The organism is Xanthomonas dyei, from assembly GCF_002939865.1.
In the GTDB taxonomy this organism is placed as follows: domain Bacteria; phylum Pseudomonadota; class Gammaproteobacteria; order Xanthomonadales; family Xanthomonadaceae; genus Xanthomonas; species Xanthomonas dyei.
The window spans coordinates 59,336-85,474 of sequence record NZ_MDEE01000013.1; the positions used below are offsets into that span (position 1 = coordinate 59,336).

Here is a 26,139-nt window from a genome sequence, read left to right on the forward strand (position 1 = left end):
CTCGCAGCAACCGCTCGCACTCAACCGCACCAATGCACCCGCAAGCGCGGACCGGGCTGCTGGAGTGCGACCCGAATCGGGTACTCGCTGATGTCTTCGCCAGCGAGCGCGGCTTGCAGCACATCGAGCTTCTGCTTGCCGCGCAGCAGCAGCAGGCGGGCGGGAATCGCCGCAAGCCCGGCAGGCGTCAGCGTGATCCGCAGCGGCCACTGGTTCGCGCCCGGGCAACCGGTCGCGTCCAGCGACGCATACGGCTGCGGGCTGGCCAGCGCCTTGGGCAGATCGGTCGAGCCGGGGAACAACGAGGCGGTGTGTCCGTCGCCGCCCATTCCCAGCACCGCCAGACAGGCCGGTTCGGCATGAGTGGCCTGCAGGTTGGCGGTGTGCACGCACTCGGGCAATTGCTTGCCGGGACGCACCAACGGGATAAAGGTCGCAGCCGGCGCATGGGTCAGGAAGCTGTGATTGACCAGCCACGCGTTGCTGTCCTGATCCTGCGGCGAGAGCCAGCGCTCATCGACCAGGCCCACTTCCACCCGCGACCAGTCCAGCGGACGGTGCGCCAGCGATTCGTAAACCGGCGCCGGTGTGGTGCCGCCGGAGAGCAACATGCGCGCCTGCCCGCGGCGCGAAATCTCCTGTTCCAGCAGATCGGCCATTTCGCCGGCCACCGCCTCGGTCCACTCGGCGGGATCTTCGTAGCGCACCAGGGTGATGCGCGGGTTGTCCTGCAGGTTCATCGCTGCTCCCCCGGATGCTGACGCTGCGCATCCACCGCATACGCTGCGGCGCCCAACAGGCCGGCATGCGGATGCATGACTGCCAGCGAAGGCACGCGCGACATGATTGCGGAGAACCGGCCCTTGTGTTCGAAGCGCTGGCGGAAGCCGGAGTGCTGCAGCGACTCCAGCACCTTGGGCACCAGCCCGCCGGTGAGGAACACGCCATCCCACGCACCCTGCATCAGCACCATGTCGCCAGCGATCGCACCGAAGATGGCGCAGAACAGGTCGATGGTGCGCGCCGAGCGCGGGTCGCCGGCCGCCGCACGTGCGGTGATGTCCTTGGGTTCCAGCGGGCCCGGGTCGATGCCGGCAATCTCGCTCAATGCGCGATGGATGTTGACCAGGCCGGGGCCGCAGATCAGCCGCTCGTTGGAGACCCGGCCGAACTGCTCGGAGAGGATTTCCAGTACACGGATTTCTTCCGGCGTGCCGGGCGGAAAGCTGACGTGGCCGCCTTCGGTTTCCAGCGGAAAACAGCGCCCGTTGCGAATGATCAGCCCACCCACGCCCAGGCCGGTGCCGGGACCGATCACGCCGTAGTTGCGCGGTTGATCGATCGGCGCCGGCCGCCAGCTGGCACCGCCCACCTGCACCACATCCTGCGGACGCAGCAGGCTGATTGCCATGGCCTGCGCGGCAAAGTCGTTGATCAGATGCAAGGTGCTGAAGCCCAGCATGGCGGCGGTGCGCGACCGCGAGATCACCCACGGATGATTGGTGATGCGCGCTTCGTCGCCATCGACGCGGCCGGCCACGGCGAACACGCCCTGGGTGGCCTGTACGCCGATCTGGTCGAGGTAATACCGCGCGGCTTCACCGAGCGAAGCGAACTCCACCACCGCGAACTCGCGCGAGGTGTCATCCAGCAGCGGGACCGATGCATCGACATCGGCCAGCGCGAACCGCGCGTTGGTTCCGCCGATATCGGCAACCAGCACCGGCTTGGAAGGAGCGCTCATGCGGTGTTTCCCTGTGCGTCGGTGGCAGGAGGCAGGAACGGTGCGGCGCTATCCGGGCCCCAGCTACCGGCGGGGTAGGGCTGCAGCGGCAATTGCGCCGCGGCCCAGGCATCGCTGACGCTGTCGATCCACGACCAGGCAGCCTTGACCTCGTCGTCGCGCACGAACAGTGCCGGGTTGCCGTTGAAGGCATCCACGAACAGCCGCTCGTAAGCGATGCGACGGTGTAGGCCGGTCGGCACCGACAATTCCAGTTCCAGCGGTTGCAGCTCGATCGCGCCCCATTCCGGGCCGGCCAGGCTGCTCATCAGGCCGAGCTCGATGTTTTCCTGCGGCTGCAGCTGGAAGGTCAGACGGTTGGGCACCGCGTTCTGGCGATCCGGGCGCTCGAACAACCAGTGCGTCACCGGCTTGAGCGTGACCACGATGCGGGTGGAACGCTCGGCCAGCCGCTTGCCGGTGCACAGATGGAACGGCACGCCGGCCCAGCGCCAGTTGTCGATATGCGCGGTGACCGCGACGAAGGTTTCCACGTCGCTGCCTTCCGGCGGGTGATAGGCCTGCGCCGGCTGGCCGTTGATGGTGCCGGCGGTGTAACGACCGCGCACGCTGTCGTGCGCGGCGTGTTCGGCGGTCATCGGGCGCAGCGCACGCAGCACCTTGACCTTCTCGTCGCGGATGCGGTCGGCTTCCAGCGAGGCCGGCGGCTCCATCGCCACCAGACATAGGAGCTGCAGGATATGGCTCTGCACCATGTCGCGCAGCGCGCCGGAGCGGGCGTAATACGCATCGCGTCCGTCCACGCCCTCGCTTTCGGCGACCAGGATCTGTACCGACTCGATGTAGGTCCGGTTCCAGACTGCTTCGAGCAGCGTATTGCCGAAGCGCAGCGCGATCAGGTTCTGCACCGCCGCCTTGCCCAGGTAATGGTCCAGGCGGAACACGCGGTCTTCGTCGATCAGCGCGCCGATCGACTGCAGGATCTCGCGAGCGCTATCGGAGTCGTGGCCGATCGGCTTTTCCAGCATCAACCGGTGCGGCGCAGCCAAGGCGCCGCCCAGGGCCAGGCCCTGGCAGGTGCTGATGTACAGCCCCGGCGGGATCGCCAGGTAGCTCACGATCTGGCGGCTGGCCAGCTCGCGGACTGCATCGGCGACCGATTCGGCATTGCGCAGGTCCACCGAGCGGTAATCCACCCGCTGTAGCAGCGTCTGGATCTGCTCCGGGGTGGCAATCGGCAGCGCTTCGGTCAGGCGCGGCCGCAGCACTTCACGGAAGGCCTCGGTATCGTGCGGCGACAATGCCAACGCACGGATACGGAAGTCCTCCGGCAGCAGGCCGTCGACGAACAGACGCAGCAAGGAGGGAAAGAGATAGCGCTGGGCGAGATCGCCGGTAGCGCCGAACAGGATCAGGGTGTTGTGCATGGACCGAGTTTCAGATTCTGGGGACATCGTTATCAGCGGCTTCGCGGAAAGGCGCCGGACAGCCGGCGGTCGGTACGTCTGTTCCTGAGCGACACTTGCGTGCGCGCAGCGGGGGATGGACGCTGAGGCCCAATCCCCGATTGTTGCAGCAACTGGCGGTCAGCGGTTAGCGCGTGGGCGGCATACCTGCACATGCTTGGCGGAATGCCCGCCCGCGCAATGCAGGTAACGTCGCCGGGAACGGCGGCGTGGGTCGGTAGCGGCATGGTCCCTCCCGAGATCGATGTTGCCATGTGAAAACGATTACATGTCAGAATAAACCAATGCATTCGTTTGCAGGGGATTTCCTCGCAGACGGGTCGGTCGTCATTGCCATCGGGAGGGCCGAGGGCAGGGCGCATACAAAATGTTGAGGCCGAACGATGGCGAAAGTGCAGTTGGAAGGTGTGCGCAAGGTCTATGAAAACGGCCAGGTGGCGGTGCAGGGCGCAAGCTTCGAGGTGGCCGATGGCGAGCTGATGGTGCTGGTCGGGCCGTCCGGTTGCGGCAAGTCGACCTTGCTGCGCATGATCGCCGGGCTCGAGGACATCAGCGCGGGCACGCTCAAGATCGGCGAACGCGTGGTCAACGACGTGGCGCCGAAGGATCGCGACATCGCCATGGTCTTTCAGAGCTATGCGCTGTATCCGCACATGACCGTGGCGGAAAATCTGGCCTTCGGGCTCAAGCTGCGTGGTCACCCGAAGCAGGTCATCGCCGAGCGCGTCAATAGCGCCGCCGAGCTGCTGGGCCTGACCCCGATGCTCGACAAGTTGCCCAAGGCGATGTCCGGCGGGCAGCGTCAGCGTGTGGCGCTCGGGCGGGCGATGGTGCGCGAATCGTCGGTTTTTCTGCTGGACGAACCGCTGTCCAATCTGGATGCCAAGTTGCGCCACAGCGTGCGCACCGAGATCGCGCAGCTGCATCGCAAGCTCGGCACCACCATGATCTATGTCACCCACGATCAGGTCGAAGCGATGACACTCGGTCAGCGCATCGTGGTGCTCAAGGATGGCGTGATCCAGCAAATCGACAGCCCGATGGCGCTGTACGACCGCCCGACCAATCTGTTTGTCGCCGGTTTCCTGGGCAGCCCGGCGATGAATGTGCTGCAGGGACGGCTGGACGAGCAGGACGGCCTGCATCTGGTGATGGCCGACGGCTGGCGGGTGCCGCTGGGCGACGCGCGGGTTGATCGCCGCTGGTTCGGCCAGGACGTCATCGTCGGCGTGCGCCCCGAGCATCTGCAGCCGTCCAGCGATCCGCAGTTGGGCTTCGATGCGCAGGTGGAGGTCATCGAGCCGGTCGGCAACGAGATCTTCCTCAACCTCGATCGCAGCGGGCAGCCGCTGGTGATCCGCGTGGCGCCGCAGGCGCTGCCGGCGGTCGGGCAGCCGCTGCGCCTGGCATTGCGCAGCGCTGCGTTGCATTTCTTCGACCCGGCAACCGGGCAGCGGCTTGAGCCGGCTTAACGCTCCAGCCCGGGAGCGATGGCAAGCGGGCGCGCGGCGTGCCCGCCTGCTTGCAGTGTGGTGTTGGCGTCCACGGTCAATTCCAGCGGTAACACCGCTAGCGCCAGATCGCCGGCAACGCTGACCACCGTGCCGATGGCGGCGCCGTCCAGTTCGACGCTATCGCCCGCCTGGGCAGCGGCTTCAGTCTCCAACAGTTGCAACGCCCGCTTCGCTTTGCCCAGAAAATGCGTGCGCGCAACGATCTCCTGACCCGGGTAGCAGCCCTTCTTGACGCTGAAAGCCTGCAAGCGGTCCAGCGCCAGTTGCTGCGGCGTCCATTGTTCGCGCTGCGCATCCGGCAGACGTACCAGACCCAGTTGCAGATCTGCGCGGCGCCATTGCGCGTCCATGTCCGGCAATTCGATAGGCGCTGTCAATGTGTTGTCGGTCAGCAGCAACAGCGTGCGCGCTAGGGCGGTACTGCCCATATCCAACGCGATACGCTGCGTTCCGATGTCGGCCCGTGCGCCTTGCGCGTGTTCTGGCGCTTCAAAGCCGGCATACGCAAGAAGCGCGACCGCGTTGATTTTCAGCTTGCGCCGGAACACGAAACGGCCGAGTTCTGCGGCGATCTCGTTTGCGTGGCCGTCCGGCAACAGCATCAGCAAGTGGGTGTCGTCCTCACGCAGGAGTGCGAAGATGGCGAGTACGCGCCCCTTCGCCGTCAACCACGCATTCCACTGCCACTGCCCGATCGCCAGCGCCTGGACGTCATTGGCGAATTGGGCATGCGCAAACGCCACTGCATCCGTACCGACGAGTCGGACGTATTGCATATCGTGCAGGGAGCCAAAACCCTGTCGAATAAGATTCAGGTTGTCAGCCATGGAAGGGCAGGACTAAAATCGCAAAGTTGTGAGACCACTATGATAGGCCATCCAACCCCCACCCCAGCGCAGGATTCCGAGACGCAGCCTTCCCCTCAGGAGCAGATTCCCGAGAAGAAGCCACTGCCGAAGGAAATTGGTGGACGCGACGGCCCCGAGCCAACGCGCTACGGCGACTGGGAAAAAATGGACGCTGCATCGATTTTTGAGCAGCTTTTAGCCACAGCGGCCTAGTGCCGCCCAGCCGAGTAAACGAGCCCAGCGAATGGCGATCCGCGAACGTCCCACTTCTCCACATCTTCAGGTCTACCGCTGGCAGATCCAGATGGCGACCTCGATCCTGCATCGAGCCACCGGCGTCATTCTTTCCGGAGGCGCGCTGGTCATCGCCGTCTCGCTGCTGTTGCTGATGCTAGGTGAGGACCACTGGAATTGCCTGACCCAGCATCTGGGCGCCTGGTACGGCCAGTTGTTCCTGTTCGCTTGGTCATGGGCGTTTACCTATCACTTGTCCAACGGCATCCGCCACATCGTCCAGGACTTCGGCCGCGGCTTCAGCATTCCCGCCTTTATCCGCAGTAGCTGGACATCGGTGATCGCAAGCCTGGTGCTGACCGCTGCGATCTGGGCGTATGTCCTCACCGGAGCTTCCGCATGAGCCGCTATCGCACTCCGTTGAAAAATGTACGTGGTCTGGGCGCGGCCAAGACCGGTACCGAACATTTCGTGATGCAGCGCCTGACCGCGACAGCGCTGGTCGTTCTGGCGATCTGGTTCGTGGCGTTCGTGCTGAGCCTGCTCGGTTCCGACTACATGACTGCGGTCACTGCGGTCTCCAAGCCGTGGAATGCCGTGCTGCTGGTCGGTTTTCTGGTGGCGATGTTCTGGCATGCGCAGCTTGGCCTGCAGGTCGTGCTCGAGGACTACATCCACAATTCGTTGCTGGCGCTGGCGTTGCAGACGGCGGTGAAGTTCATCGCCGTGCTTGGCGCGATCGTCAGCATTTTCGCAGTGGCGCGCATCGCGCTGGGCGGTGCCTGAGTCATCGGGCACACAGAACAGGAATCCAGATTAGATGTCCGCTTACAAGATCACTGAACACAAGTACGACATGGTCGTGGTGGGTGCCGGCGGCGCCGGCCTGCGTGCCACGTTCGGCTTGGCCCAGAAAGGCCTGCAGACGGTTTGCCTGACCAAGGTCTTCCCGACCCGGTCGCACACCGTGGCGGCGCAGGGCGGTATTTCCGCCGCGCTCGGCAACATGGGCGAAGACGATTGGCGCTACCACTTCTACGACACCATCAAGGGCTCCGATTGGCTGGGCGACCAGGATGCGATCGAGTACATGTGCCGCGAAGCGATTCCGGCCATCATCGAGCTGGAACACTATGGCGTGCCGTTCTCGCGTACCGAAGAGGGCAAGATCTATCAGCGCCCGTTCGGTGGCATGACCACCAAATACGGCGAAGGCCCGTCGGCGCAGCGTACCTGCGCAGCAGCCGACCGTACCGGCCACGCCATGCTGCATACCCTGTATCAGCAGTCGCTCGCCCATAACGCGCGCTTCATGATCGAGTACTTCGCACTCGACCTGATCTTCGACGAAGAGGGTGTCTGCCGCGGCGTGCTGGCGCTCGACATGGCCGAAGGTTCGTTGCATCTGTTCCGCGCCCATGGCGTGGTGCTGGCCACCGGCGGCTATGGCCGTGCCTACTTCAGTGCCACCTCCGCTCACACCTGTACCGGTGACGGCGGCGGCCTGGTGATGCGTGCCGGTTTGCCGGTGCAGGACATGGAGTTCGTGCAGTTCCATCCCACCGGCATTTACGGTGCGGGCTGTCTGATCACCGAAGGCGTGCGCGGCGAAGGCGGCATTCTGCGCAACAGCAACGGCGAGCGCTTCATGGAGCGCTATGCACCGCATTACAAGGATCTGGCTTCGCGCGACGTGGTGTCGCGCTCGATGACCGTGGAAATCCGCGAAGGCCGCGGCGTCGGCGAGTACAAGGACCACATCCTGCTCGACCTGACCCACCTCGGCCCGGAAGTCATCAACGAAAAGCTCCCCGGCATCGCCGAGAGCGCCCACATCTTTGCCGGTGTGGACGTGACCAAGCAGCCGATCCCGGTGCTGCCCACCGTGCACTACAACATGGGCGGCATTCCGACCAATTTCTACGGCGAAGTCGTGCGCAAGCAGGGCGACGACCCGGATGCGGTGGTGCCCGGCCTGTACGCGATCGGCGAAGCCGCCTGCGTGTCGGTGCACGGTGCCAACCGTCTGGGTTCAAACTCGCTGCTGGATCTGGTGGTGTTCGGCCGTGCGGTGGCAAACCGCTGCGCCGAGACGGTCAAGCCCAACCAGCCGCACAAGACGTTGCCGGCTGATGCCTGCGACAAGGCGCTGGGCCTGCTGGATAAGTTGCGCTATGCCAACGGCTCCACGCCGACCTCGGTGATCCGCGACAACATGCAGCGCACCATGCAGTCCGACGCTGCGGTGTTCCGCACCAGCAAGACGTTGAAAGAAGGCGTGGACAAGATGGCCGAGATTTTCGCCACCTTCGAAGACGTGAAGGTGTCCGACCGCTCGCTGGTGTGGAACTCGGATCTGATCGAGACCTACGAATTGAACAACCTGCTGCTCAATGCAGTGGCGACGATCAATTCGGCCGAGCAGCGCAAGGAAAGCCGCGGCGCGCACTCCCACGAAGACTTCCCGGACCGCGACGACGTCAACTGGCAGAAGCACACGCTGGTCACCGTCGACGACAAGGGCAAGTGCGAGTTCGAATATCGCCCGGTGCACATGTACACGCTGAGTCAGGACGTGGATGTGGTCCCGCCGAAGCCGCGCGTCTACTGATCGATGCGCATGCAACGCTCCCTCGCTGCATTGAAGCCAGTCGCCGGGTCGTCCTGGCGTGGCGGCAACCGCTTGCAGCGGTCGGGGCGTTTCATCGCGCAGGGGCAGCGCCGGCAATACGCCGGTCGTTGCACCGCCGCTTCGGTGGCGGCATCCATCGTCTTTACCTTCATGCGTACGGTGCGGCTGTCGTTCGCACCGCGCATCGCCTGAGCCAACGAGAGCAGCTATGGCAGAGTTCACCCTCCCCAAGAATTCAAAGATCGGCAAGGGTAAGCATTACCCTGCGCAAGGCGCCAAGAACACGCGCACCTTCAAGGTCTACCGCTGGGATCCGGATGGCGACGCCAACCCGCGCACCGACAGCTACGAGATCGATCTCGACAAGTGCGGCCCGATGGTGTTGGACGCGCTGATCAAGATCAAGAACGAGATCGACCCGACGTTGGCGTTCCGTCGTTCGTGCCGCGAGGGCATCTGCGGCTCGTGTGCAATGAACATCGACGGCACCAATACGCTGGCCTGCACCAAGGCGATCGGCGACTGCGGCAAGGCCGAAGTGCCGATCTACCCGCTGCCGCACATGGATGTGATCAAGGATTTGGTACCCGACCTGACCCACTTCTACGCGCAGTACGCGTCGATCAAGCCGTGGATCCGCACTCAGACCCCGCCGCCCCCGGATCGCGAACGCCTGCAGTCGCCGGAAGACCGCAAGAAGCTGGACGGCCTGTACGAGTGCATCCTGTGCGCGTGCTGCTCGACCAGCTGCCCGAGCTACTGGTGGAATGGCGAACGTTACCTGGGCCCGGCCATCCTGCTGCAGGCGTACCGCTGGATCATCGACTCGCGCGATGAAGACACCGGCGCGCGCCTGGACGATCTGGAAGACCCGTTCAAGTTGTATCGTTGCCACACCATCATGAACTGCGCACGGACCTGCCCGAAGGGGCTCAATCCTGCGCTGGCGATCGCCGAGATCAAGAAATTGATGATGGCCCGTCGCGCCTGATCGCAAGGCACCGAGGTCTCGCATTGGCGGGATGTGGTTCGCAGCGGCACCGGCCCGATGGTCAGGTGCCGCTGTCGTTTTCGCCCCCGCCGCAGGGCAGGGTGGAGAGAGAGATGGACGAAGAAACCTTGTTGAAAAAGCTGCGCTGGCGTTGCCGGCGTGGCATGCGCGAGCTGGATCAGCTGTTCGGGCGCTATCTGGATCAGCGCTGGGCGCAGGCTTCCGAGTCAGAGCGCGCGGTTTTCCTACAGCTGCTGGATTGCGAAGACGATAAGTTGTGGCGCTGGTTCATGGGTTACGAGGCTTGCCCGGATGTCGCCAACGCCGCACTCATTGCCGATATCCGCGCCTTGCCGGCTTGAGTGGCGGCCTTCGCGCGGGCTTGTTTGCGCACTGAGCCTGCTCGCCGTGCTGGCACTGTGCGCCGTCTGGCGTAGCGGTGTGCCGCTCTGGCTGGCTGGAATGCTGTCCATCGGCGTACCGGCATCGGTTGCGAGGTCGCTGTGGTTGTTGTTGCGCTCGCCAGTGCGGCAGTTGGTGGTGCCGTGGAGCGAGAGCCCCGCCAGCATTGACGGCACCCAGGTGCAGAACCTGCAGGTTGCCTGGCGCGGGCCGATTGCGGTGGTGTCGTGGACGGGGCTGGATGCGCGTCGCGAGCGCCTGCATTTCTGGCCGGATACCTTGCCGGCGCCGCAACGACGTGAACTGCGTCTGGCCGCCCAGGCACACGCGATTTCGTCCGGGCGTCCGCAAGTGTCACCATAGCGTCCCTTTTCTGGTTGAACCGCATGTTCAAACCTATCCCGGTTGCCATCGGCTTGCGCTACCTGCGTGCCAAGCGGCGCAATGGCTTCATCTCGTTTATCTCGATGGCATCGATCCTGGGCATCGCCCTGGGCGTCACCGTGCTGATCACCACGTTGGCGGTGATGAGCGGTTTTCAGAAGGAAATCCGCGACCGCCTGTTGCAGATGGCCGCGCACGCCACCGTCAGCGCCGAAGGTGCGCCGATGCGCGACTGGCAGCATGCGGTCGAGGTCGCCATGGCCGACCCGCGCGTTGCCGGCGCCGCACCGTATATCGAAACCGAATCGCTACTGCAGGGCCCGCGCAAGCAGCCGGCCATCGTGCGTGGCATCGTTCCGGCCGAAGAGAACAAGGTGTCGGTGTTGGCCAAGAAGATGCAGCAGGGCTCGGTCGATAGCCTGACTCCGGGTTCCTACAACATCGTCATCGGCAAGGAGCTGGCGCTCTGGCTGGGCGTGGATGTGGGCGACAGCATTGTGGTCTTGCTCAGCGACACGCAGGCCACGCCGCTTGGCGCGATGCCGCGGCTCAAGCGCTTCACCGTCAGCGGCATTTTCGAAGCCGGCTACAACGAGATCGATCGCGGCCTGGCCGTGGTCAACATGCAGGATCTGGGGCGGGTCTTGCGCATGGATGGCGTCACCGGCGTGCGGCTGCGCCTGCACGACATGGATCAGGCCTGGAACGTCGCGCGCGATCTGGCGCTGAAGTTGCACGGCCCGTACCGGGTGAGCGACTGGACCCAGGAAAACGCCAATCTCTATCACTCGTTGAAGATGGAAAAGACCGTAATGGGCATCCTGCTGTCGCTGATCGTGGCGATGGGGGCGTTCAATCTGGTGTCGTCGCAGGTGATGCTGGTGACCGACAAGCAGGCAGACATCGCGATCCTGCGCACGCTGGGCTTGTCGCCTGGCGGAGTGATGCAGGTGTTCATGGTGCAGGGCTCGTTGATCGGCTTCATGGGCACGATCATGGGGGTGATCGGCGGCATCGTGTTGACGCTCAATCTGGAGCGCATTCTCGGCCTGATCGAGGCGATCTTCAGCGTCAAACTGCTGCCCGAAGATGTGTACTACATCACCGGTCTGCCCACCGACATGCAAACCCAGGATGTGGTGGTGATCACGGTGGTGGCGTTGGTGATGAGTTTTCTGGCGACCTTGTACCCGGCGTGGCGCGCCTCGCGCACCCAGCCGGCGGAGGCGTTGCGTTATGAATGAGATCCTGGAATCGCGCGTGCAGAAGTCAACTCCAGCAGATGTGGTGATCCGCGCCGAGGCGCTGGCCAAGACCTACGCCGAAGGCAAGATGCGCACACCGGTGTTCGATGGTCTGGATCTGTCGGTGGCAACCGGTGAGACGGTGGCGATCGTCGGCGCGTCCGGCGCGGGCAAGAGCACGTTGCTGCATCTGCTCGGCGGGCTGGATATTCCGACGTCGGGCGAGGTGTATGTCGCTGGCAGGCGCATGTCTGCGCTGTCCGATGGCGAGCGCGGCAGGCTGCGTAACCAGGCGCTGGGCTTCGTGTACCAGTTCCATCATCTGCTGCCGGAATTCACCGCGCTGGAAAACGTGATGATGCCGGTGCTGCTGTCGGGCAAGGAGGTGGCGGTGGCGCGCGGGCAGGCATTGCAGTTGCTGGAATCGGTCGGGCTCGGCCATCGCATCGAGCACAAGCCCAGCGAGCTGTCCGGCGGCGAGCGTCAGCGCTGTGCGGTGGCGCGTGCGCTGGTGAACAAGCCGGGATGCGTGCTGGGCGACGAGCCCACCGGCAATCTCGACGACAAGACCGCCGGCACCGTATTCGAGCTAATGCTGGAACTCAACCGCGCACAGCGCACCAGCCTGGTGTTGGTCACTCACGACCGCAGCCTGGCACGTCGCCTGGATCGTGTGCTGGAGCTGCATCAAGGCAAGTTGCGCGAGCTGGCACCGTCGGCAGTGTGAGTGCGGTCGACGCGATCGGGTTGCCGGTCGTGTCGCGCAATAAGTAAACGTATTTCGGGCCGCATATCGCTGCGTGCGAGATTCGCAGCGCGGCCGTTTGGTGGTGAGCACAGTCGTTGTGTTAGCTGCTCCGAACCTCTGGACTCCACCTCTATCCACATCACTGCAGGTCATTGCGACCTGCAGTGATGCCTTGGCATCGATCAGGGAATGATGCGCAGGGCCCGCAACCGGGTGAACAGCTCAAAGAAGGAGGCGCGGCTGTCGTAGAAGTCCAGGAAGCCCAACTCGCGGCTCTTGGTCATATCGTTGACGCACTCGATCTCGCGGCCCAGGTCGGCATCGGTGTGCCACCACGAGGCCAGACGATTGACGTCCGACTCCACCAGATTGTGCTGCGCTGCCAATTCGGCCCACAGCGCCGGTGCGGTGTCGGTCAGGCGCGCTTCCAATGGCTGCGGCGTATCGGGGCAGGTGACTGCATCGAGGTCGAAGAACGCGGCGATCTCGCCCCACATCCAGCGCCAGCGGAATACATCGCCATTGACGGTGTTGAAGGCCTGGTTGCGCGCCCCCGGGCTGAGACCTGCCCAGGCCAGCTGACGGCCGAGCAGGCCGGCGTCGGTCAGATCTGTGAGGCTGTTCCACTGCGCCTGCGAGCCTGGAAACACGAACGGCTGGCCGGTGTGCTTGCACAGCGAGGCGTAGACCGCCAGCGTCACGCCCATGTTCATCGCATTGCTGCCATTGGCCATGCCGATCATGGTGTGCGAGCGATGTACGCTCCACCCGAAACCATGCCGCTCCGCGTGCGCGAACAGCAGGTCTTCGAGCGTGTAGTAGAAATTTTCGCCCGGCTGGCGCGGCTCGCTCTCGCGGAACGGCGTTTCGGCCTTACCGCTGCCGTAGTTTTCGAACGCGCCAAGATAGTGCTTGGTGCCGGTGACCAGCGCCATGTGCTGCAGCGGCGCGTCGCTCAAGGCATCGCACAGGTGCCGCATCATCGCGCCATTGGCCTCGACGTTCTCGCGTTCGGTGTCGCGACGCGTCCAGGTACAGAAAAAGACGTGGGTGATCGGCAGACCGCGCAGCGCGTTGTTGGTGCTGTCGGCGTCCAGCAGATCGGCGGCGACAGGAATGACGCCATCGTGCTGCAGCGGGCGGCGCGCCAGGCCGTAAACGGTCCAACCGTCGGCTACCAGCACGTTGGCCAGGTTGTAACCGGAGATGCCGGTCACGCCGACAATCAATGCAATGCCTTTACGCATGTGGGGAACTCCTCAAAGACAGCGTCGAACATAGCCCGTTGATCATGAAATCGAGGCGAATGCCGGGCTGCGTGACCTGCTGAAAACCTCAGGCGCTTCGCATCGGCCCTGTCTCATTGAACTACACGGTTCTACGTGTTCGCCTCGGCCGAACGGACGCGCGGACGTCAATCGATCAGACCGTGAGTTTCATCACCGACGGTCTTGGCCGCACGCGCGCCTCGGCGTTTGGCATGCGCACCCAGTAGTGACATGCCGGCAATGTGCTACAGCAGATCCGGTCTCTTCTGACTGTCTTGCGCGCAAACCACCGCTGTCGGCAACGCAGTGATTGACTTAGCGTTGCTTCCTGGATCAGGACGATCAGGATTGAGCAGCAACATGGATGTGTCAGGCCACGCAGCGCCATTGCCGCGCCTTGCATCGGCAGTGCCAGTGGCAGTCGCGTTGCTGCTGGGCGTGGTCGTTTGTGCGTGGTCGCCGGCGCTACTGCCGCAGGCGCTCTACGCCGCCTGCCTGTTGGCGGGGGCGCTGGGCATCGCGCTCGCCCGGTGGCTGCGTCCGCGGCGAGCTGCGTGGATGCTGGTGCTTGCGACGGCTGGGGCGGGCTTCGGGCTGACTGGCTGGCAAGTCGCCGAGACCTTGCAGGCGCAATTGCTGCCGCGTGACGAAGCGCGCGAGATACGCGTGCGTGGCCGAATTGTCGGGCTGCCGGTGGCCGAGCAACGGCGTACGCGCTTTCAGTTGCGCGTCGATCATGATCAAACGCAGCCGGCGGCCCTGCGCGGCAAGCTGCTGCAACTGGCGTGGTACGACCCCTTCGGCGCCGATCAGATCGGGCCGCGTGTTGCCTTGCGTGCCGGGGCGGACTGGCAACTGCAGCTCAAGCTGCGAGCACCGCGCGGTCTGCGTAATCCGGGTGGGTTCGATGCGGAGCGTCAGGCGTTGGCGCAGCGCATCGCGGCCACCGGGTATGTGCGCGATCTCGGCGCTGCACGCGAGCTTGCCGCTCCGCGTGGCGTGGATGCCTGGCGCGACCGGATGTCGCTGCGGATTGCCGAACAGGTCTCCGGTCCTTCCGCGCCTTACCTGCGCGCACTTGCATTGGGCGACACGCGCGGACTGGACGATGCGGCATGGGCGACCCTGCGCGCGACCGGGCTGAGTCATTTGATCGCCATCTCCGGATTTCATGTCGGCCTGGTTGCCGCGTTCTTTGCATTGGCGGTGGCCGGCGTGTGGCGATGGCGGCCGGGTTTGGGTCTGGTGATGCCGCGCGTGCACGCTGCGGCCATCGCCGCGCTACTCGGCGCGGCTGCGTACGCGATGTTGGCAGGGCTGGCGCTGCCCACGGTCCGCACCGTGCTGATGATCGCCGTCGTCGCACTGGCGCGGGTCGCGCGGCGACGCGCCACAACCGCGCAGATTCTCGCGCTGGCCTTGTTCGCGGTGCTGGTATGGGACCCGCTGAGCGTGCTGGTGGCAGGCTTCTGGCTCAGTTTTGCCGGCGTTGCCTGGCTGGTGTGGTGCCTGCCCGCAGATGACCGGAGCATTCTGCGCGGCTTCCTGTCCGCGCAGACCGTCGCCACCGTCGGCTTGCTGCCGCTGACGGTCAGTTTGTTTGGGCAAGCATCGCTGGTGGGGCCATTGGCCAATCTTGTCGCCATTCCCTGGTGGACCTTTGTCGTGGTGCCGCTGTGTCTGCTGGGAACGGCGCTCGAAGCACTGCGGGCTGGTGCGGGCCTGTGGGCGTGGCAATTGGCCGGCTGGTGCTTCGAGCTGACCTGGCCTTCGTTCGTCTGGCTTGGGCAGACCACGCTGGCGTTGTGGTGGGTGCCCGAATCCGACGGGATTGCGCTGATTGCAGCGTTGCTGGGCGCGTTCTGGCTATTGCTGCCGCGAGGCACGCCGGGCAAGGCCGTGGCGATGCTGCTGTGGCTGCCGCTGTTATGGCCGGATCGCGCGTTGCCCGGCGCTGGCGAAGCCGACCTGCAAGTGCTGGATGTGGGGCAGGGTCTTGCGGTGTTGGTGCGCACGCAACGGCACGCGCTGCTGTTCGATACGGGCCCCGCAGTACGCGACGGGTTCGACGCCGGTGAGCGCGTGGTGCTGCCCGCCTTGCGCGCGCTCGGGGTGCGTCAACTGGATGCACTCGTGCTCAGTCATGCCGATGCCGATCATGCCGGTGGCTACCCAGCAGTGCGTGCAGGGCTGCCGGTCGCGATGACGGCAGCGCCGCCGGGCGCGCCGCTGGACGTCAGTGCGCGCTGCCAAGCCGGCCAGCAGTGGGAGTGGGATGGCGTGCGCTTTCGCTTTCTGCATCCAGGTGCGGACTTTCCGTACCTGCGCAATCAGTCCAGCTGCGTGCTGCGGGTTGAGACGCGGCATGCCAGTGCGTTGTTGCCAGGCGATATCGATGAACTCATCGAGCATCGGTTGATGCGCGAGCAGGTTGCCGGGCTGCGTGCCGAGGTGGTGGTGGTACCGCACCATGGCAGTGCGGATGGCTCCCACGCCCGCTTCGTTGCCGCCACGGGCGCGCGGCTGGCGCTGGTGTCCTCCGGGTATGGCAACCGTTTCGGCCATCCCCGCGCGCAGGTGGTCCAGCGCTGGCAGGGCAATGGCGCGGAATTGCTCGACACCGCCCGGTCCGGTGCGATCAGGGTATGGCTGGGCGCGGACGGCCTGCAGGTCCGCGAACGACGGCGCTGGCAGCCGCGTCTATGGGATGCTGCGGAACGGCGACGGTCGACTGCTATCCTATCGGCCAGCGAACAGGCGGCCGCGTTGCCGGAGGAATCGAATCGTGTTGGAGCTGGTCAAGGCGGGCGGTTGGCCGATGGTGCCGTTGCTGTTGCTGGGCGTGATCGCCCTGGCGATCGTGCTGGAGCGTCTATGGACCTTGCGCCGCAACGAGGTGACGCCGCCGGGGTTGGGCGAAGAGGTCCGTAACTGGGCCGCGCGCGGCAAGCTGGACCCCACCCATATCGAGTCGCTACGGCGCAATTCGCCACTGGGCGCGCTACTGGCTGCTGCACTGGATGTCCGTGGCCGTCCGCGCGATCTGGTGCGTGAACGTATCGAAGACACCGGTCGCCATGTGGTGCATCGCATGGAGCGCCATCTGAACGCGCTGGGCACCATCGCGTCGGCCGGCCCGCTGTTGGGGCTGCTCGGCACGGTGGTCGGCATGATCCAGATGTTCCTGGGCATCCTCGATCACGGCGTGGGCGATGTGAACCAGCTGGCCGGCGGCATCGGCAAGGCGCTGGTGTGTACCGCCACCGGCATGATCATCGCGGTACCTGCGCTGATGGCGCATCGCTTCTTCAAGGGGCGCATTGCCGGCTATATCATCGAGATGGAGCAGGAAGCCACGCTGTTGCTGGACACCATGGAAGGCCGCGGAGCGCCTGTGGCCGCAGCACCGGCAGCAGCGGGCAGCAAGCCTGTCATGGCAAAGGGCTGACGGATGCGCATCGGCAGCGACCGAAGCCAGGACGAGCCGCAGATCGACCTGGTGCCATTGATTGACGTCATTCTCGTCCTCATCATCTTCTTCGTGGTGACCACGACCTTCGACGCACGCTCCACGCTGCAGCTGCAATTGCCGACCGCCAGCGACCAGAACACCAGCGCGCCGCCGCGTTCGCTCAGCGTGCTGGTCAATGCCGACGGGCATTACTTCATCAACGACCAGGAAGTGTTGCGCTCGGATGTGGACTCGCTGAAGCAGACCATCGCTCAGATCGCCGGCGACGACCGCGAGCAGACGGTGTTGATGCGCGCCGATGCGCGTACGCCGTATCAGGCCGTTGTCACCGCGCAGGATGCGTTGGGGCAACTTGGCTTTCGGCGCATCGCCATTGCGACTGCGCCCCAGACCGGCGCCGCCGGTAAAACAAGCAAGAACGGAACCCGCCAGTGACCACCACCAACGACCGCCCGGCGCCAGTGTCGTCCTGGCGCACGTACCGTCGCCTATTGGCTTTCGCCAAGCCGTATCGGCTGTTGCTGATCGCCGCGCTGATTGCCGCATTGGTTGAAGCCGCAGGTACCACCGGCTTTTTGGCGTTGATGAAGCCGATCACCGACGAAACCTTCATTTACAAGAACGCCGAAGTCAGTCGCTGGCTGCCGGTGCAGATCATCCTGCTGTTCGTGGTGCGCGGGGTTGCCGGCTATATCACCGACATGGCGATGGGCAAATCCGCACGCAGCATCGCGCGCGATCTGCGCGTCAAGGTGATGGCCAAGTATCTGCGCCTGCCGGGCTCGCGCTTCGATTCCGAACCGGTCCCGTCGATGCTGATCCGCCTGGGCTCGGACTCCGATCAAGTCGCACAGGCTGCGGTGGATGCGGTCAAGGTGATGATCCAGCAGTCGCTGCAGGTGATCGGCGCATTGGCGCTGATGCTGTGGCACAGCTGGCAGGTCACGCTGACCATTCTGGTGCTCGCACCGGTACTGGCGTGGGTGATGGACAAGGTGGCACGTCGGTATCGACGCATCAGCCACAGCATCCAGGAAAGCGGCGCGCATCTGTTGCAGGCCGCCGACCAAACCTTGTCCAGCCACCAGGAGGTCAAGATCTACGGCGCCCAGCAGACCGAGATGGAGCGGTATGGCGCGCTGGCCGATCGCAATCTGCGGCTGGCAATGAAGGTGGAATCCACCCGCGGCATTTCTACCGCCACTGTGCAAATGATCGGTGCGATCGGGTTGTCGGCGCTGCTGTTCGTCGCCGGTGCCCAGGCCTTGGCGGGACGCCTGACCGCTGGCGACTTCGTGGTGCTGATGACCTCGATGCTGACGATCATCCCGGGCCTGAAGCAGCTCACCAATGTGCAGAACATGGTCCAGCGCGGCCTGGCCTCGGCCGAGCGGCTGTTCTCGGTACTCGACAGCCCGGACGAACCCGATCAGGGCGCGGTGCCGCTGACGCGTGCGAAGGGCTTGATCGAGTTTCGCGATGTGACCGCGCGCTATCCGGGGCAGGTGAATCCAGCGCTGGCCGAGGTCAGCTTCGTCGCGCAGCCCGGTACGGTGACGGCGATCGTCGGCCGCTCCGGGAGCGGCAAGTCCAGCCTGATCAAACTGATCCCGCGTTTTTACGAGGCCGAGGCCGGGCAGATCCTGCTCGACGGTAACCCGGTGCAGGCGTACTCGTTGGCCGATCTGCGTCGCCAGATCGCGCTGGTCGGCCAGCAGGTCATGCTGTTCGACGGCAGCATCGCCGACAACGTGGCCTATGGCGAAATGCGCACGGCAGATGCCGGCCAACTGGAGCGCGCGATCCTTGGCGCCAATGCGATGGAGTTCGTGGCGCAACTGCCCGAGGGCCTGCAGTCGCATGTCGGCACCAAAGGCGGGCGGCTGTCCGGTGGGCAGCGCCAGCGTCTGGCGATCGCGCGCGCAATGCTCAAGGATGCGCCCATCTTGATCCTGGACGAAGCCACTGCGGCACTGGACAACGAGTCCGAGCGACTGGTGCAGGATGCCTTGCACAAACTGATGCCGGACCGCACCACGTTGGTGATCGCGCACCGGCTGTCCACCATCGAGCATGCCGATCAGGTGCTGGTGATGGACCAGGGCCGCATCGTCGAGCGCGGCACGCACAACGAATTGCTGGCGCAGGGCGGGCTGTATTCGCATCTGCACGGCATGCAGTTTCGCGAACGTCAGGCATGAGCAAGCGCGGCACCCGCACCCCGGGGTATTGGTACGACAATGCGCCGATTCCGCTGCCGGCGCGCCTGCTGGCGCCCATCTACGGCGCCGCCATCGCATTGCGGCGCGGTCTCTACCGGCGCGGCTGGCGCAAGCGGCATGGCGTGCCGGTGCCGGTGATCGTGGTCGGCAACGTCACTGCCGGTGGCACCGGTAAGACCCCACTGACCATTGCCTTGGTATCCAAGCTGCAGGAAGCCGGCTGGACCCCTGGCGTCGCCAGTCGGGGTTATGGCCGCGATGATTCCGGCACTGCCCGGTGGGTTGATGCGGACACGGCAGTCGCACTTGGCGGCGACGAGCCTGTGTTGATCGCCTGGAAGACCGGCGCACGCGTGCGCGTGGATAGCGACCGTGTCGCCGCCGCGCGCGCACTGGTCGAGGCGGGGTGCGACATCATCGTCTGCGATGACGGGTTGCAGCATTACCGGCTGGCACGCGACGTGGAAATCGAAGTGGTCGACGGACAGCGCCGTTATGGCAATGGCCGCCTGCTACCGGCCGGGCCGCTACGCGAACCAGTGGCGCGCGCGCACGATTGCGACTTCCGCGTGGTCAATCTGGGCCGGGCAAGCGCCACCACCGCGCCACAGACAATGGACGACGCCGGTTTCGGCGAATGGCAGCTGCGCCTGAGCATCGACAGCGTGCAGCCAATGGACGGCAAACGGGCGCAACCGCTGAGCATGCTGGCCGGCCAGCGCGTGCACGCCGTGGCCGGTATCGCGCACCCGGAGCGCTTTTTTGCCATGTTGCGCGCCCGCGGTATCGGCGTCGTCCCGCATGCCTTTCCCGATCATCATGTGTATCGCGCGGCAGATTTCAGTTTCGGTAGCCGCCTGCCGGTGCTGATGACCGAAAAGGATGCGGTGAAGTGCCGGCCATTCGCCGACGAGTGGCTGTATAGCGTGCCGCTTAAGGCAGAGTTGCCGGCGGCGTTCTGGGTGAGTCTGCTGGATCGGCTGGACAAGTTGGCCAGCCGGCAGGGCGTTTGATCTTGGCGGTGTGTCGTGCGGCGCTCGCTGCGGATGCAGGAGCGGTTGCGCGTCGCCCTTGGGGTTCGCCCGATGATCAATGCCGCTTCAGACCGGACAGCGATGGGCTTGCTGAGACACTGCGCAGGCACGCGCCGCGCGTGGAGCGGCTGACAACACGGTGCGAGCAGTCGTCAGGTGGGGCGGGCCGTGCGCTCAGAACCGCACTGTACGCGTGGGACAAGCCACACCGGGCACCGGCACGCGCCGGCCTGGCGCTGAGCGCGGGAATGGTGTTCGCCGCTCCTGTTCCAGCACGAGGGCTGCATCCTTGCGCGGCCGCACCAGCGACAGTGGCTATACGACTGCTGGCGCCATGCTGTACTGCTGCAACCGTAGCCACCCGTCGCAGCGCGGCAGTTTTCGCCGGCGCTGCTGATGCAAGAGTGCGATGCATGCTAGATGGTCCCGCCGTTCCAACACTCCTTGCTGCCGAGAGCGCAACCACATGACCAACACCCTGTCTGCCGATTTCGTCGTCGCCATTCCGGCGCGCTACGCGTCCACGCGCCTGCCGGGCAAGCCGCTGCAGTCGATCGGCGATCGTCCGATGATTCAGTACGTGGCCGAGCGGGCATTGTCGGCAGGCGCACGCGAGGTATGGGTCGCGACCGATGACGTACGAATTTCAGACGCGATCGAGGGCGTGCCGGGCGTGCACGTGGCGATGACCGGCAGCGACCATGTCTCCGGCACCGATCGCCTGGCCGAATGCGCGCGCATCGCCGGCTGGGACACCGACACCTGCGTGGTGAATCTGCAAGGCGACGAACCGTTTGCGCCGGCTGCCGGCATTCGCGCGGTCGCCGAGCTGCTGCTGCGCTCCGGCGCGGAGATGGCTACGCTGGCCGCGCAGGTGGAGAGCGCGCACGATCTGTTCGATCCGAATGTGGTCAAGCTGGTGCGCAGCGCGAGCGGGGATGCACTGTATTTCAGCCGTGCGCCGATTCCCTGGCACCGCGACAGCTTCGCCAGTCAGCGCGACCGCTTGCCCGAGGAGGGGCAATGGCTGCGTCATATCGGCATCTACGCCTATCGCGCCGGGTTTCTGCAGCAGTTCGCAGCGATGCCGCCCGGGCTGCTGGAACGCATCGAGTCGCTGGAACAGCTGCGTGCGATGGAAGCCGGTCATCGCATCGCCGTTGCGTTGACGCCCGAGCAATTTCCGCCGGGTATCGATACGCCGGACGATCTGGCACGTGCGCAAGCGCGGGTGGCATCGGCATGAAGGTCTTGATCGTGTGCCTGGGCAATATCTGTCGCTCACCGATGGGCGAGGGCGCCTTGCGCGCACGGCTGGATGAGGCACGCGTGTCGCACCGCATCGAGGTCGATTCGGCCGGTACCGGCGATTGGCACGCCGGCGATCCGCCCGACCCACGCGCCATCCGTTGCGCACGCGGACACGGCGTGGATATCTCCGGCCTGCGCGCACGGCAGGTGCGCGACGAGGATTTCGATCACTTCGACTGGCTGCTGTGCGCCGACAATAACAATCTGCGCGATCTGCAGCGTCTGGCGCCGGCAGCGCAACGCGACAAGGTCGCGTTGTGGTTACCGTGGGCTGGCGTGGATGCGCGCGACGAAATTCCGGACCCGTACACCGGCGGTAGCAAGGATTTCGAGGACGTCTGGCAACTGGTCGATACCGCGGCGCGACAGACGGTCGCCAGACTCACCCGCGGCTAATCACGCTTGGGCATAATTACCGCATGACTGCCCAGCTCACCCAGGAACTGCCGGAATTTCCTACCTGGCTCAATGCCAGGCCATCCACCTTGCAGGAGCATCGCGGCCGCGCGCTCGTGCTGGCGTTCGTCAATGCCAGCTCGGTGTGGTGCGCCGAGCGTCTTGCCGAGCTTGCGCAATGGCAGGCGCGTAGCCCCGGGCGGCTGCAGGTGATCGTGGTGCAGGTGCCGCGCTTCGATAGCGAACGCCTGCCGCAACGCTCGCTCAAGCAACTGCGCGGGCACGGCGTCAGCGCGCCGATCCTGCTCGACAAGGACTGGGAAACCTGGCGCCGCTTCGGTATCGAATCCTGGCCCACCCTGGTGTTGCTGGATGCCTATGGCCGCGAGCGCCAGCGCCTGGTGGGTGTCACCGCTGATCTGGACAAGGCCCTGGCCGCATTGTGCGAAGGCCAGCAACCGCCTTCCGACGCCGACTTGCAAGGCATTGCAGAACGCGACCCCGAGCCGCGCCTGGCGCTGCGCTTTCCGACCGGTCTTGCCGCGACCGAAGACCGTCTGTACATCGCCGATACCGGGCACCACCGCGTGCTCGAATGCACCCATGGCGGCCGGGTGCTGCGGCAATTCGGCCACGGCAATGCAGATCTCATCGATGGCGGTACCGGCGAGGCGGCCTTTAGGCGCCCGCAGGGTCTGGCGCTGGAGCGCGATCAGCTGTACGTCGCCGACACCGGCAATCACGCATTGCGTCGCATCAACCTGCGCAGCGGGCAGGTGGACACCTTATGCGGCACCGGTCGCTCAGGCGAGCCGGTGGAAGGGCCGTTGGCCTTTGCCGGTGCGTCTGCACTGAACTATCCGCAAGGTCTGGCCATTGCCGACAACCAGGTATTGATTGCCATGGCCGGCGACAACCGCATCTGGAGTTACGACCTGGGACGCGCTGCACTGAGCGCGCGTGCCGGCACCGGGTCCCTTGAAATTCGCGACGGCAGCGGTCATCTCGCGGCCTTCGCGCAACCGGCAGGGTTGGCGGCGGTGCAGCAGGTTGCCTACGTGTGCGATGGGTTGGGCTCGTCGATCCGCACCATGCAGCTGCGCGGCGATCTGGTGCAGACCTTGGTGGGCGGGCAGGGCATCTGGCATTTCGGCGATGAAGACGGCCCCCGCAGCACCGCGCGCCTGCAATTTCCGCAAGCCATCGCACTGGGCGCCGACTCGCCGATGCTGTGGATTGCCGACACCGGTAACGGACGGCTGCGCTGCCTGCGTCTGGGCGGCGGCGAACTCACCACGGTCGAGCTGCCGCGACGTCTGCACGGCCCGGCCGGGCTGGCCGTCGCCGCTGGCGCAGTCTGGATTGCCGAAACCGATGCCCACGCCGTCTTGCGTTACGACCTTGCAAGCGGCGCACTGAGTGATGTTGCGATAGACGAATGAGCGCAAGGCCCCACGCCGACTTCGATGGAAAAGCGTTTGCTGCGCAATTGAGCACCGCGCCCGGCGTTTACCGCATGTATGCGAGCGACGACACCTTGCTGTACGTCGGCAAGGCCGGCGCATTGCGCAAGCGCGTGGGCAGCTATTTCAACGGTACGCCAAAGAATGCGCGGCTGACCTCGATGCTGTCGCAGGTCGCGCGCATGGACGTCACCGTGACCCGCAGCGAGGCCGAAGCGCTGCTGCTGGAAAACCAGCTGATCAAATCCTTGTCGCCGCGCTACAACGTGTCGTTGCGCGACGACAAAAGTTATCCATACGTCCTGCTGACGCGCGAAGACTGGCCGCGTATCGCGTTGCACCGCGGCCCGCGTGCGGTGCAGGGGCGCTATTTCGGCCCCTACACCGGCGTGACCGGCGTGCGCGAAACGCTGAGCCTGATGCATAAGCTGTTCAAGCTACGCAGTTGCGAAGACAGCGTGTTTCGCAACCGCTCGCGGCCGTGCCTGCAGTACCAGATCGGCCGATGCAGCGGCCCGTGCGTAGATCTGGTGGCCGCGCCCGATTACGCCGCATCGGTACGCCGCGCGACCATGTTTCTGGAAGGCAAGAGCGATCAGCTCGGCGAAGAGATCATGCAGTCGATGCAGCAGGCCAGCGAAGCGCTCGAATTCGAGCGTGCCGCGCGTCTGCGCGATCTGCTGTCGTCGCTGCGCGGTATGCAGAACCGCCAGTACGTCGACGGCCGCGCCGCCGATCTGGATGTGCTGGCCTGCGCCACCCAGTCCAGTCAGGCTTGCGTGCTGCTGCTGAGCTTCCGCGATGGCCGCAATCTGGGCACGCGTTCGTTCTTTCCCAAGACCAACGGCGAAGACAGTGCCGACGAAATCCTGGCGGCCTTCGTGTCGCAGTACTACGCCGAACATTCGCCGCCGCGCGAGATCTTGCTGGATCGCGAAATTCCCGAGGCCGAACTGATCGAGGCCGCGCTCAGCACCGCCGCCGAGCACAAGGTGGCGCTGAAGTGGAACGTGCGTGGCGAGCGCGCCGGCTACTTGTTGCTGGCGACCCGCAACGCGCAGCTGACCCTGGTGACCGAGCTCACCAGCCAGAGCGCGCAGCACGCACGCAGCGAAGCGCTGCGCGAGATGCTGGGCTTGGCCGAGCAGGTCAAGCGCGTGGAATGCTTCGATATCAGTCACACCATGGGCGAGGCCACAGTAGCGTCGTGCGTGGTGTTCGACGCCAGCGGCCCGGTGCGCGGCCAGTATCGCCGCTTCAATATTTCCGGCATCACGCCGGGCGACGATTACGCGGCGATGCGTCAGGCGATCGAACGGCGGTTTCGGCGTGCAGTGGAAGAAAACGGCGTCCTCCCCGATGTGCTGCTGATCGACGGCGGTGCCGGCCAGCTGGCGCAGGCGCAGGCCGCGTTGGCCGACCTTGGCGTGGAGAACGTCGTGCTGGTCGGCGTGGCCAAGGGCGAGGAACGCAGGGCAGGGCACGAGGCGCTGATCATGGCCGACGGCCGCGAACTGCGACCGGGCGCAGCCTCGCCAGCGCTGCAATTCATCCAGCAGGTCCGTGACGAAGCGCACCGCTTTGCGATCACCGGCCATCGAGGGCGCCGCCAGAAAGCGCGCATGACCAGCAAGCTCGAGGATATCCCTGGCATCGGACCACGCCGCCGCGCGAGCCTGCTCAAGCATTTCGGTGGCCTGGTCGGTCTCAAGGCGGCCGGCGAAGCCGAGATTGCGCGGGTGGACGGGGTCAATGCCGCACTTGCTGCGCGAATCTACGCTAACCTGCACGGGCTGGCGCTTCCCGATGCGGCAGGCGAGTCGAGTCCGTAATGAAGTTGACCATCCCCACGTGGCTGACACTGCTGAGGATCCTGATGATCCCGGTGTTGGTCGTGGTCTTCTACCTGCCATACACCTGGACGAACTTCGCTTCGGCCGGTGTGTTCGCGCTGGCCGCCATCACCGACTGGCTGGATGGCTGGGTCGCGCGGCGGTATCACCAGTATTCCGCGTTCGGCGCGTTCCTCGATCCGGTTGCCGACAAGTTGATGGTCGCCGTCGCCTTGTTCCTCATCGTGCAGGGGCATCCCACGCCGTGGATGGCGTTCTGGGCGGCCGTCATCGTAGGCCGCGAGATCGCAGTCTCCGCATTGCGTGAGTGGATGGCAGAGATCGGCCAGCGCGCCAAGGTGCGCGTTGCAGCGATCGGCAAGATCAAGACCACGGCGCAGATGGTCGCGCTGCTTTGCCTGCTGTATTCGGTCACTCCCGGCCAGATGCCCACGCATCAAATCTGGCTGGGCAATCTGATCTTCCGTGCCGGCTATTGGACACTGGCGATCGCTGCGCTGCTGACGTTGTGGTCCGGTTTTCAGTATCTGCAGGCGGCATGGCCGAGTCTGCGCGCCGACGAAAAAGCGGCGATCAGCAACAAGCCGAAAAAAATCGAAAGCAACAGTTGACAGCTATCCTGTTCGCTGTAGAATTTCGCCTCCCAAGCGGGAATAGCTCAGTTGGTAGAGCGCAACCTTGCCAAGGTTGAGGTCGCGAGTTCGAGTCTCGTTTCCCGCTCCAGATTTAGACAAGGCCCCCTGTCCGAGGTCTCGTTGTTTCAAGGCAGGATGCCTTGGGTTTGATGTTTCGGCCTGGTGGTAGAGTGGTTATGCAGCGGACTGCAAATCCGCGTACGCCGGTTCAATTCCGGCCCAGGCCTCCATATGCAGTCGCTATTTCGCATCGGCAACGATAGCGGGGCTAGCGTAAC

The 26,139-nt window shown here is 64.9% G+C and carries 26 protein-coding genes, 2 tRNA genes and 1 other RNA gene; 23 read left to right on the forward strand and 6 right to left on the reverse strand.

The genetic code is table 11. From position 1 onward, the window contains the following. Nucleotides 1-20: 20 nt before the first annotated feature. The 3 genes from pgl to zwf are packed head-to-tail and all read right to left on the reverse strand — an operon-like array spanning nucleotide 21 to nucleotide 3,171. Nucleotides 21-740, reverse strand: a complete 720-nt coding sequence (gene pgl, locus XdyCFBP7245_RS10690) for a 6-phosphogluconolactonase (RefSeq protein ID WP_104615635.1) — start codon at nucleotides 738-740, stop codon at nucleotides 21-23. Then, nucleotides 737-1,744, reverse strand: coding sequence for a glucokinase (glk, locus tag XdyCFBP7245_RS10695; protein ID WP_104615636.1), 1,008 nt, complete (start codon nucleotides 1,742-1,744; stop codon nucleotides 737-739). The genes pgl and glk overlap by 4 nt, the downstream gene beginning before the upstream one ends. Continuing rightward, nucleotides 1,741-3,171 (reverse strand): glucose-6-phosphate dehydrogenase, encoded by a 1,431-nt coding sequence (gene zwf / locus XdyCFBP7245_RS10700; protein ID WP_104615637.1) that lies wholly within the window; start codon nucleotides 3,169-3,171, stop codon nucleotides 1,741-1,743. The genes glk and zwf overlap by 4 nt, the downstream gene beginning before the upstream one ends. Before the next feature lie 422 nt (nucleotides 3,172-3,593). Here zwf and XdyCFBP7245_RS10705 point away from each other — a divergent pair, with 422 nt between their 5' ends. Continuing rightward, the gene (locus XdyCFBP7245_RS10705) at nucleotides 3,594-4,682 is read left to right on the forward strand and encodes an ABC transporter ATP-binding protein (protein ID WP_104615638.1); all 1,089 of its coding nucleotides are present in this window, start codon (nucleotides 3,594-3,596) and stop codon (nucleotides 4,680-4,682) included. Here XdyCFBP7245_RS10705 and ygfZ read toward each other — a convergent pair. Next, nucleotides 4,679-5,551: a CAF17-like 4Fe-4S cluster assembly/insertion protein YgfZ gene (gene ygfZ, locus XdyCFBP7245_RS10710; RefSeq protein WP_104615639.1), complete on the reverse strand. Its 873-nt coding sequence runs from the start codon at nucleotides 5,549-5,551 to the stop codon at nucleotides 4,679-4,681. The genes XdyCFBP7245_RS10705 and ygfZ overlap by 4 nt on opposite strands. On the opposite strand from ygfZ, the gene XdyCFBP7245_RS24260 reads away from it, so the two are divergent. The 10 genes from XdyCFBP7245_RS24260 (at nucleotide 5,453) to lolD (ending at nucleotide 12,186) form a co-directional block, all read left to right on the forward strand. Next, the gene (locus XdyCFBP7245_RS24260) at nucleotides 5,453-5,785 is read left to right on the forward strand and encodes a DUF1674 domain-containing protein (protein ID WP_244907799.1); all 333 of its coding nucleotides are present in this window, start codon (nucleotides 5,453-5,455) and stop codon (nucleotides 5,783-5,785) included. The genes ygfZ and XdyCFBP7245_RS24260 overlap by 99 nt on opposite strands. 31 nt (nucleotides 5,786-5,816) lie before the next feature. After that, nucleotides 5,817-6,209 carry a succinate dehydrogenase, cytochrome b556 subunit gene (gene sdhC, locus XdyCFBP7245_RS10720; protein WP_104615640.1) on the forward strand — a complete coding sequence of 131 codons (393 nt, stop codon included), beginning with the start codon at nucleotides 5,817-5,819 and terminating at the stop codon, nucleotides 6,207-6,209. Beyond that, complete coding sequence (sdhD, locus tag XdyCFBP7245_RS10725) at nucleotides 6,206-6,592, forward strand: succinate dehydrogenase, hydrophobic membrane anchor protein (protein WP_104615641.1); 387 nt, start codon at nucleotides 6,206-6,208, stop codon at nucleotides 6,590-6,592. Before sdhC ends, sdhD begins: the two co-directional genes overlap by 4 nt. 34 nt (nucleotides 6,593-6,626) lie before the next feature. After that, complete coding sequence (gene sdhA / locus XdyCFBP7245_RS10730) at nucleotides 6,627-8,417, forward strand: succinate dehydrogenase flavoprotein subunit (RefSeq protein ID WP_104615642.1); 1,791 nt, start codon at nucleotides 6,627-6,629, stop codon at nucleotides 8,415-8,417. Between the two features lie 9 nt (nucleotides 8,418-8,426). Continuing rightward, nucleotides 8,427-8,630 (forward strand): hypothetical protein, encoded by a 204-nt coding sequence (locus XdyCFBP7245_RS10735; protein WP_211287678.1) that lies wholly within the window; start codon nucleotides 8,427-8,429, stop codon nucleotides 8,628-8,630. Nucleotides 8,631-8,646: 16 nt separating this feature from the next. Then, nucleotides 8,647-9,429 (forward strand): succinate dehydrogenase iron-sulfur subunit, encoded by a 783-nt coding sequence (locus tag XdyCFBP7245_RS10740; RefSeq protein WP_104615644.1) that lies wholly within the window; start codon nucleotides 8,647-8,649, stop codon nucleotides 9,427-9,429. Between the two features lie 113 nt (nucleotides 9,430-9,542). Beyond that, a complete protein-coding gene (locus XdyCFBP7245_RS10745; RefSeq protein WP_055854170.1) occupies nucleotides 9,543-9,791 on the forward strand; it encodes an FAD assembly factor SdhE in 249 nt (82 codons plus the stop codon). After that, entirely contained in the window at nucleotides 9,742-10,194 is a 453-nt protein-coding gene (locus XdyCFBP7245_RS10750) for a hypothetical protein (RefSeq protein ID WP_104615645.1), read from the forward strand. The genes XdyCFBP7245_RS10745 and XdyCFBP7245_RS10750 overlap by 50 nt, the downstream gene beginning before the upstream one ends. 23 nt (nucleotides 10,195-10,217) lie before the next feature. Further along, complete coding sequence (locus XdyCFBP7245_RS10755) at nucleotides 10,218-11,459, forward strand: lipoprotein-releasing ABC transporter permease subunit (protein ID WP_104615646.1); 1,242 nt, start codon at nucleotides 10,218-10,220, stop codon at nucleotides 11,457-11,459. Further along, entirely contained in the window at nucleotides 11,452-12,186 is a 735-nt protein-coding gene (gene lolD, locus XdyCFBP7245_RS10760) for a lipoprotein-releasing ABC transporter ATP-binding protein LolD (protein WP_161961624.1), read from the forward strand. The genes XdyCFBP7245_RS10755 and lolD overlap by 8 nt, the downstream gene beginning before the upstream one ends. Before the next feature lie 203 nt (nucleotides 12,187-12,389). Here the strand turns inward: lolD and XdyCFBP7245_RS10765 are convergent, their stop codons facing one another. Then, entirely contained in the window at nucleotides 12,390-13,454 is a 1,065-nt protein-coding gene (locus XdyCFBP7245_RS10765; RefSeq protein WP_104615647.1) for an SDR family oxidoreductase, read from the reverse strand. 381 nt (nucleotides 13,455-13,835) lie between these two features. Here XdyCFBP7245_RS10765 and XdyCFBP7245_RS10770 point away from each other — a divergent pair, with 381 nt between their 5' ends. The 5 genes from XdyCFBP7245_RS10770 to lpxK are packed head-to-tail and all read left to right on the forward strand — an operon-like array spanning nucleotide 13,836 to nucleotide 20,182. Next, nucleotides 13,836-16,406: a DNA internalization-related competence protein ComEC/Rec2 gene (locus XdyCFBP7245_RS10770; RefSeq protein WP_104615685.1), complete on the forward strand. Its 2,571-nt coding sequence runs from the start codon at nucleotides 13,836-13,838 to the stop codon at nucleotides 16,404-16,406. Next, the gene (locus XdyCFBP7245_RS10775) at nucleotides 16,294-16,923 is read left to right on the forward strand and encodes a MotA/TolQ/ExbB proton channel family protein (protein ID WP_104615686.1); all 630 of its coding nucleotides are present in this window, start codon (nucleotides 16,294-16,296) and stop codon (nucleotides 16,921-16,923) included. The genes XdyCFBP7245_RS10770 and XdyCFBP7245_RS10775 overlap by 113 nt, the downstream gene beginning before the upstream one ends. A gap of 3 nt (nucleotides 16,924-16,926) precedes the next feature. Next, nucleotides 16,927-17,382, forward strand: coding sequence for an ExbD/TolR family protein (locus tag XdyCFBP7245_RS10780; protein WP_104615648.1), 456 nt, complete (start codon nucleotides 16,927-16,929; stop codon nucleotides 17,380-17,382). Continuing rightward, the gene (gene msbA, locus XdyCFBP7245_RS10785) at nucleotides 17,379-19,148 is read left to right on the forward strand and encodes a lipid A export permease/ATP-binding protein MsbA (protein WP_104615649.1); all 1,770 of its coding nucleotides are present in this window, start codon (nucleotides 17,379-17,381) and stop codon (nucleotides 19,146-19,148) included. The genes XdyCFBP7245_RS10780 and msbA overlap by 4 nt, the downstream gene beginning before the upstream one ends. Then, nucleotides 19,145-20,182: a tetraacyldisaccharide 4'-kinase gene (gene lpxK / locus XdyCFBP7245_RS10790; RefSeq protein WP_104615650.1), complete on the forward strand. Its 1,038-nt coding sequence runs from the start codon at nucleotides 19,145-19,147 to the stop codon at nucleotides 20,180-20,182. Before msbA ends, lpxK begins: the two co-directional genes overlap by 4 nt. Before the next feature lie 147 nt (nucleotides 20,183-20,329). On the opposite strand, the gene XdyCFBP7245_RS10795 is transcribed toward lpxK, so the two are convergent. Then, a non-coding RNA gene (locus XdyCFBP7245_RS10795) (sX9 sRNA) lies at nucleotides 20,330-20,405 on the reverse strand. Nucleotides 20,406-20,669: 264 nt separating this feature from the next. Between XdyCFBP7245_RS10795 and kdsB the strand changes: the two genes are divergently transcribed. The 7 genes from kdsB (at nucleotide 20,670) to XdyCFBP7245_RS10830 (ending at nucleotide 26,091) form a co-directional block, all read left to right on the forward strand. Continuing rightward, nucleotides 20,670-21,449: a 3-deoxy-manno-octulosonate cytidylyltransferase gene (gene kdsB, locus XdyCFBP7245_RS10800; protein ID WP_104615651.1), complete on the forward strand. Its 780-nt coding sequence runs from the start codon at nucleotides 20,670-20,672 to the stop codon at nucleotides 21,447-21,449. After that, a complete protein-coding gene (locus XdyCFBP7245_RS10805) occupies nucleotides 21,446-21,910 on the forward strand; it encodes a low molecular weight protein-tyrosine-phosphatase (protein WP_104615652.1) in 465 nt (154 codons plus the stop codon). Before kdsB ends, XdyCFBP7245_RS10805 begins: the two co-directional genes overlap by 4 nt. A 23-nt stretch (nucleotides 21,911-21,933) precedes the next feature. After that, nucleotides 21,934-23,352, forward strand: coding sequence for a hypothetical protein (locus XdyCFBP7245_RS10810; protein WP_170068608.1), 1,419 nt, complete (start codon nucleotides 21,934-21,936; stop codon nucleotides 23,350-23,352). Next, entirely contained in the window at nucleotides 23,349-25,205 is a 1,857-nt protein-coding gene (gene uvrC / locus XdyCFBP7245_RS10815; RefSeq protein ID WP_104615654.1) for an excinuclease ABC subunit UvrC, read from the forward strand. The genes XdyCFBP7245_RS10810 and uvrC overlap by 4 nt, the downstream gene beginning before the upstream one ends. Further along, on the forward strand, nucleotides 25,205-25,837 hold the full coding sequence (gene pgsA / locus XdyCFBP7245_RS10820; protein ID WP_104615655.1) for a CDP-diacylglycerol--glycerol-3-phosphate 3-phosphatidyltransferase: 633 nt from the start codon (nucleotides 25,205-25,207) through the stop codon (nucleotides 25,835-25,837). The genes uvrC and pgsA overlap by 1 nt, the downstream gene beginning before the upstream one ends. A gap of 36 nt (nucleotides 25,838-25,873) precedes the next feature. Further along, a tRNA-Gly gene (locus XdyCFBP7245_RS10825) sits at nucleotides 25,874-25,949 on the forward strand. A 68-nt stretch (nucleotides 25,950-26,017) separates the two neighbouring features. Then, a tRNA-Cys gene (locus tag XdyCFBP7245_RS10830) sits at nucleotides 26,018-26,091 on the forward strand. Nucleotides 26,092-26,139 lie beyond the last annotated feature (48 nt).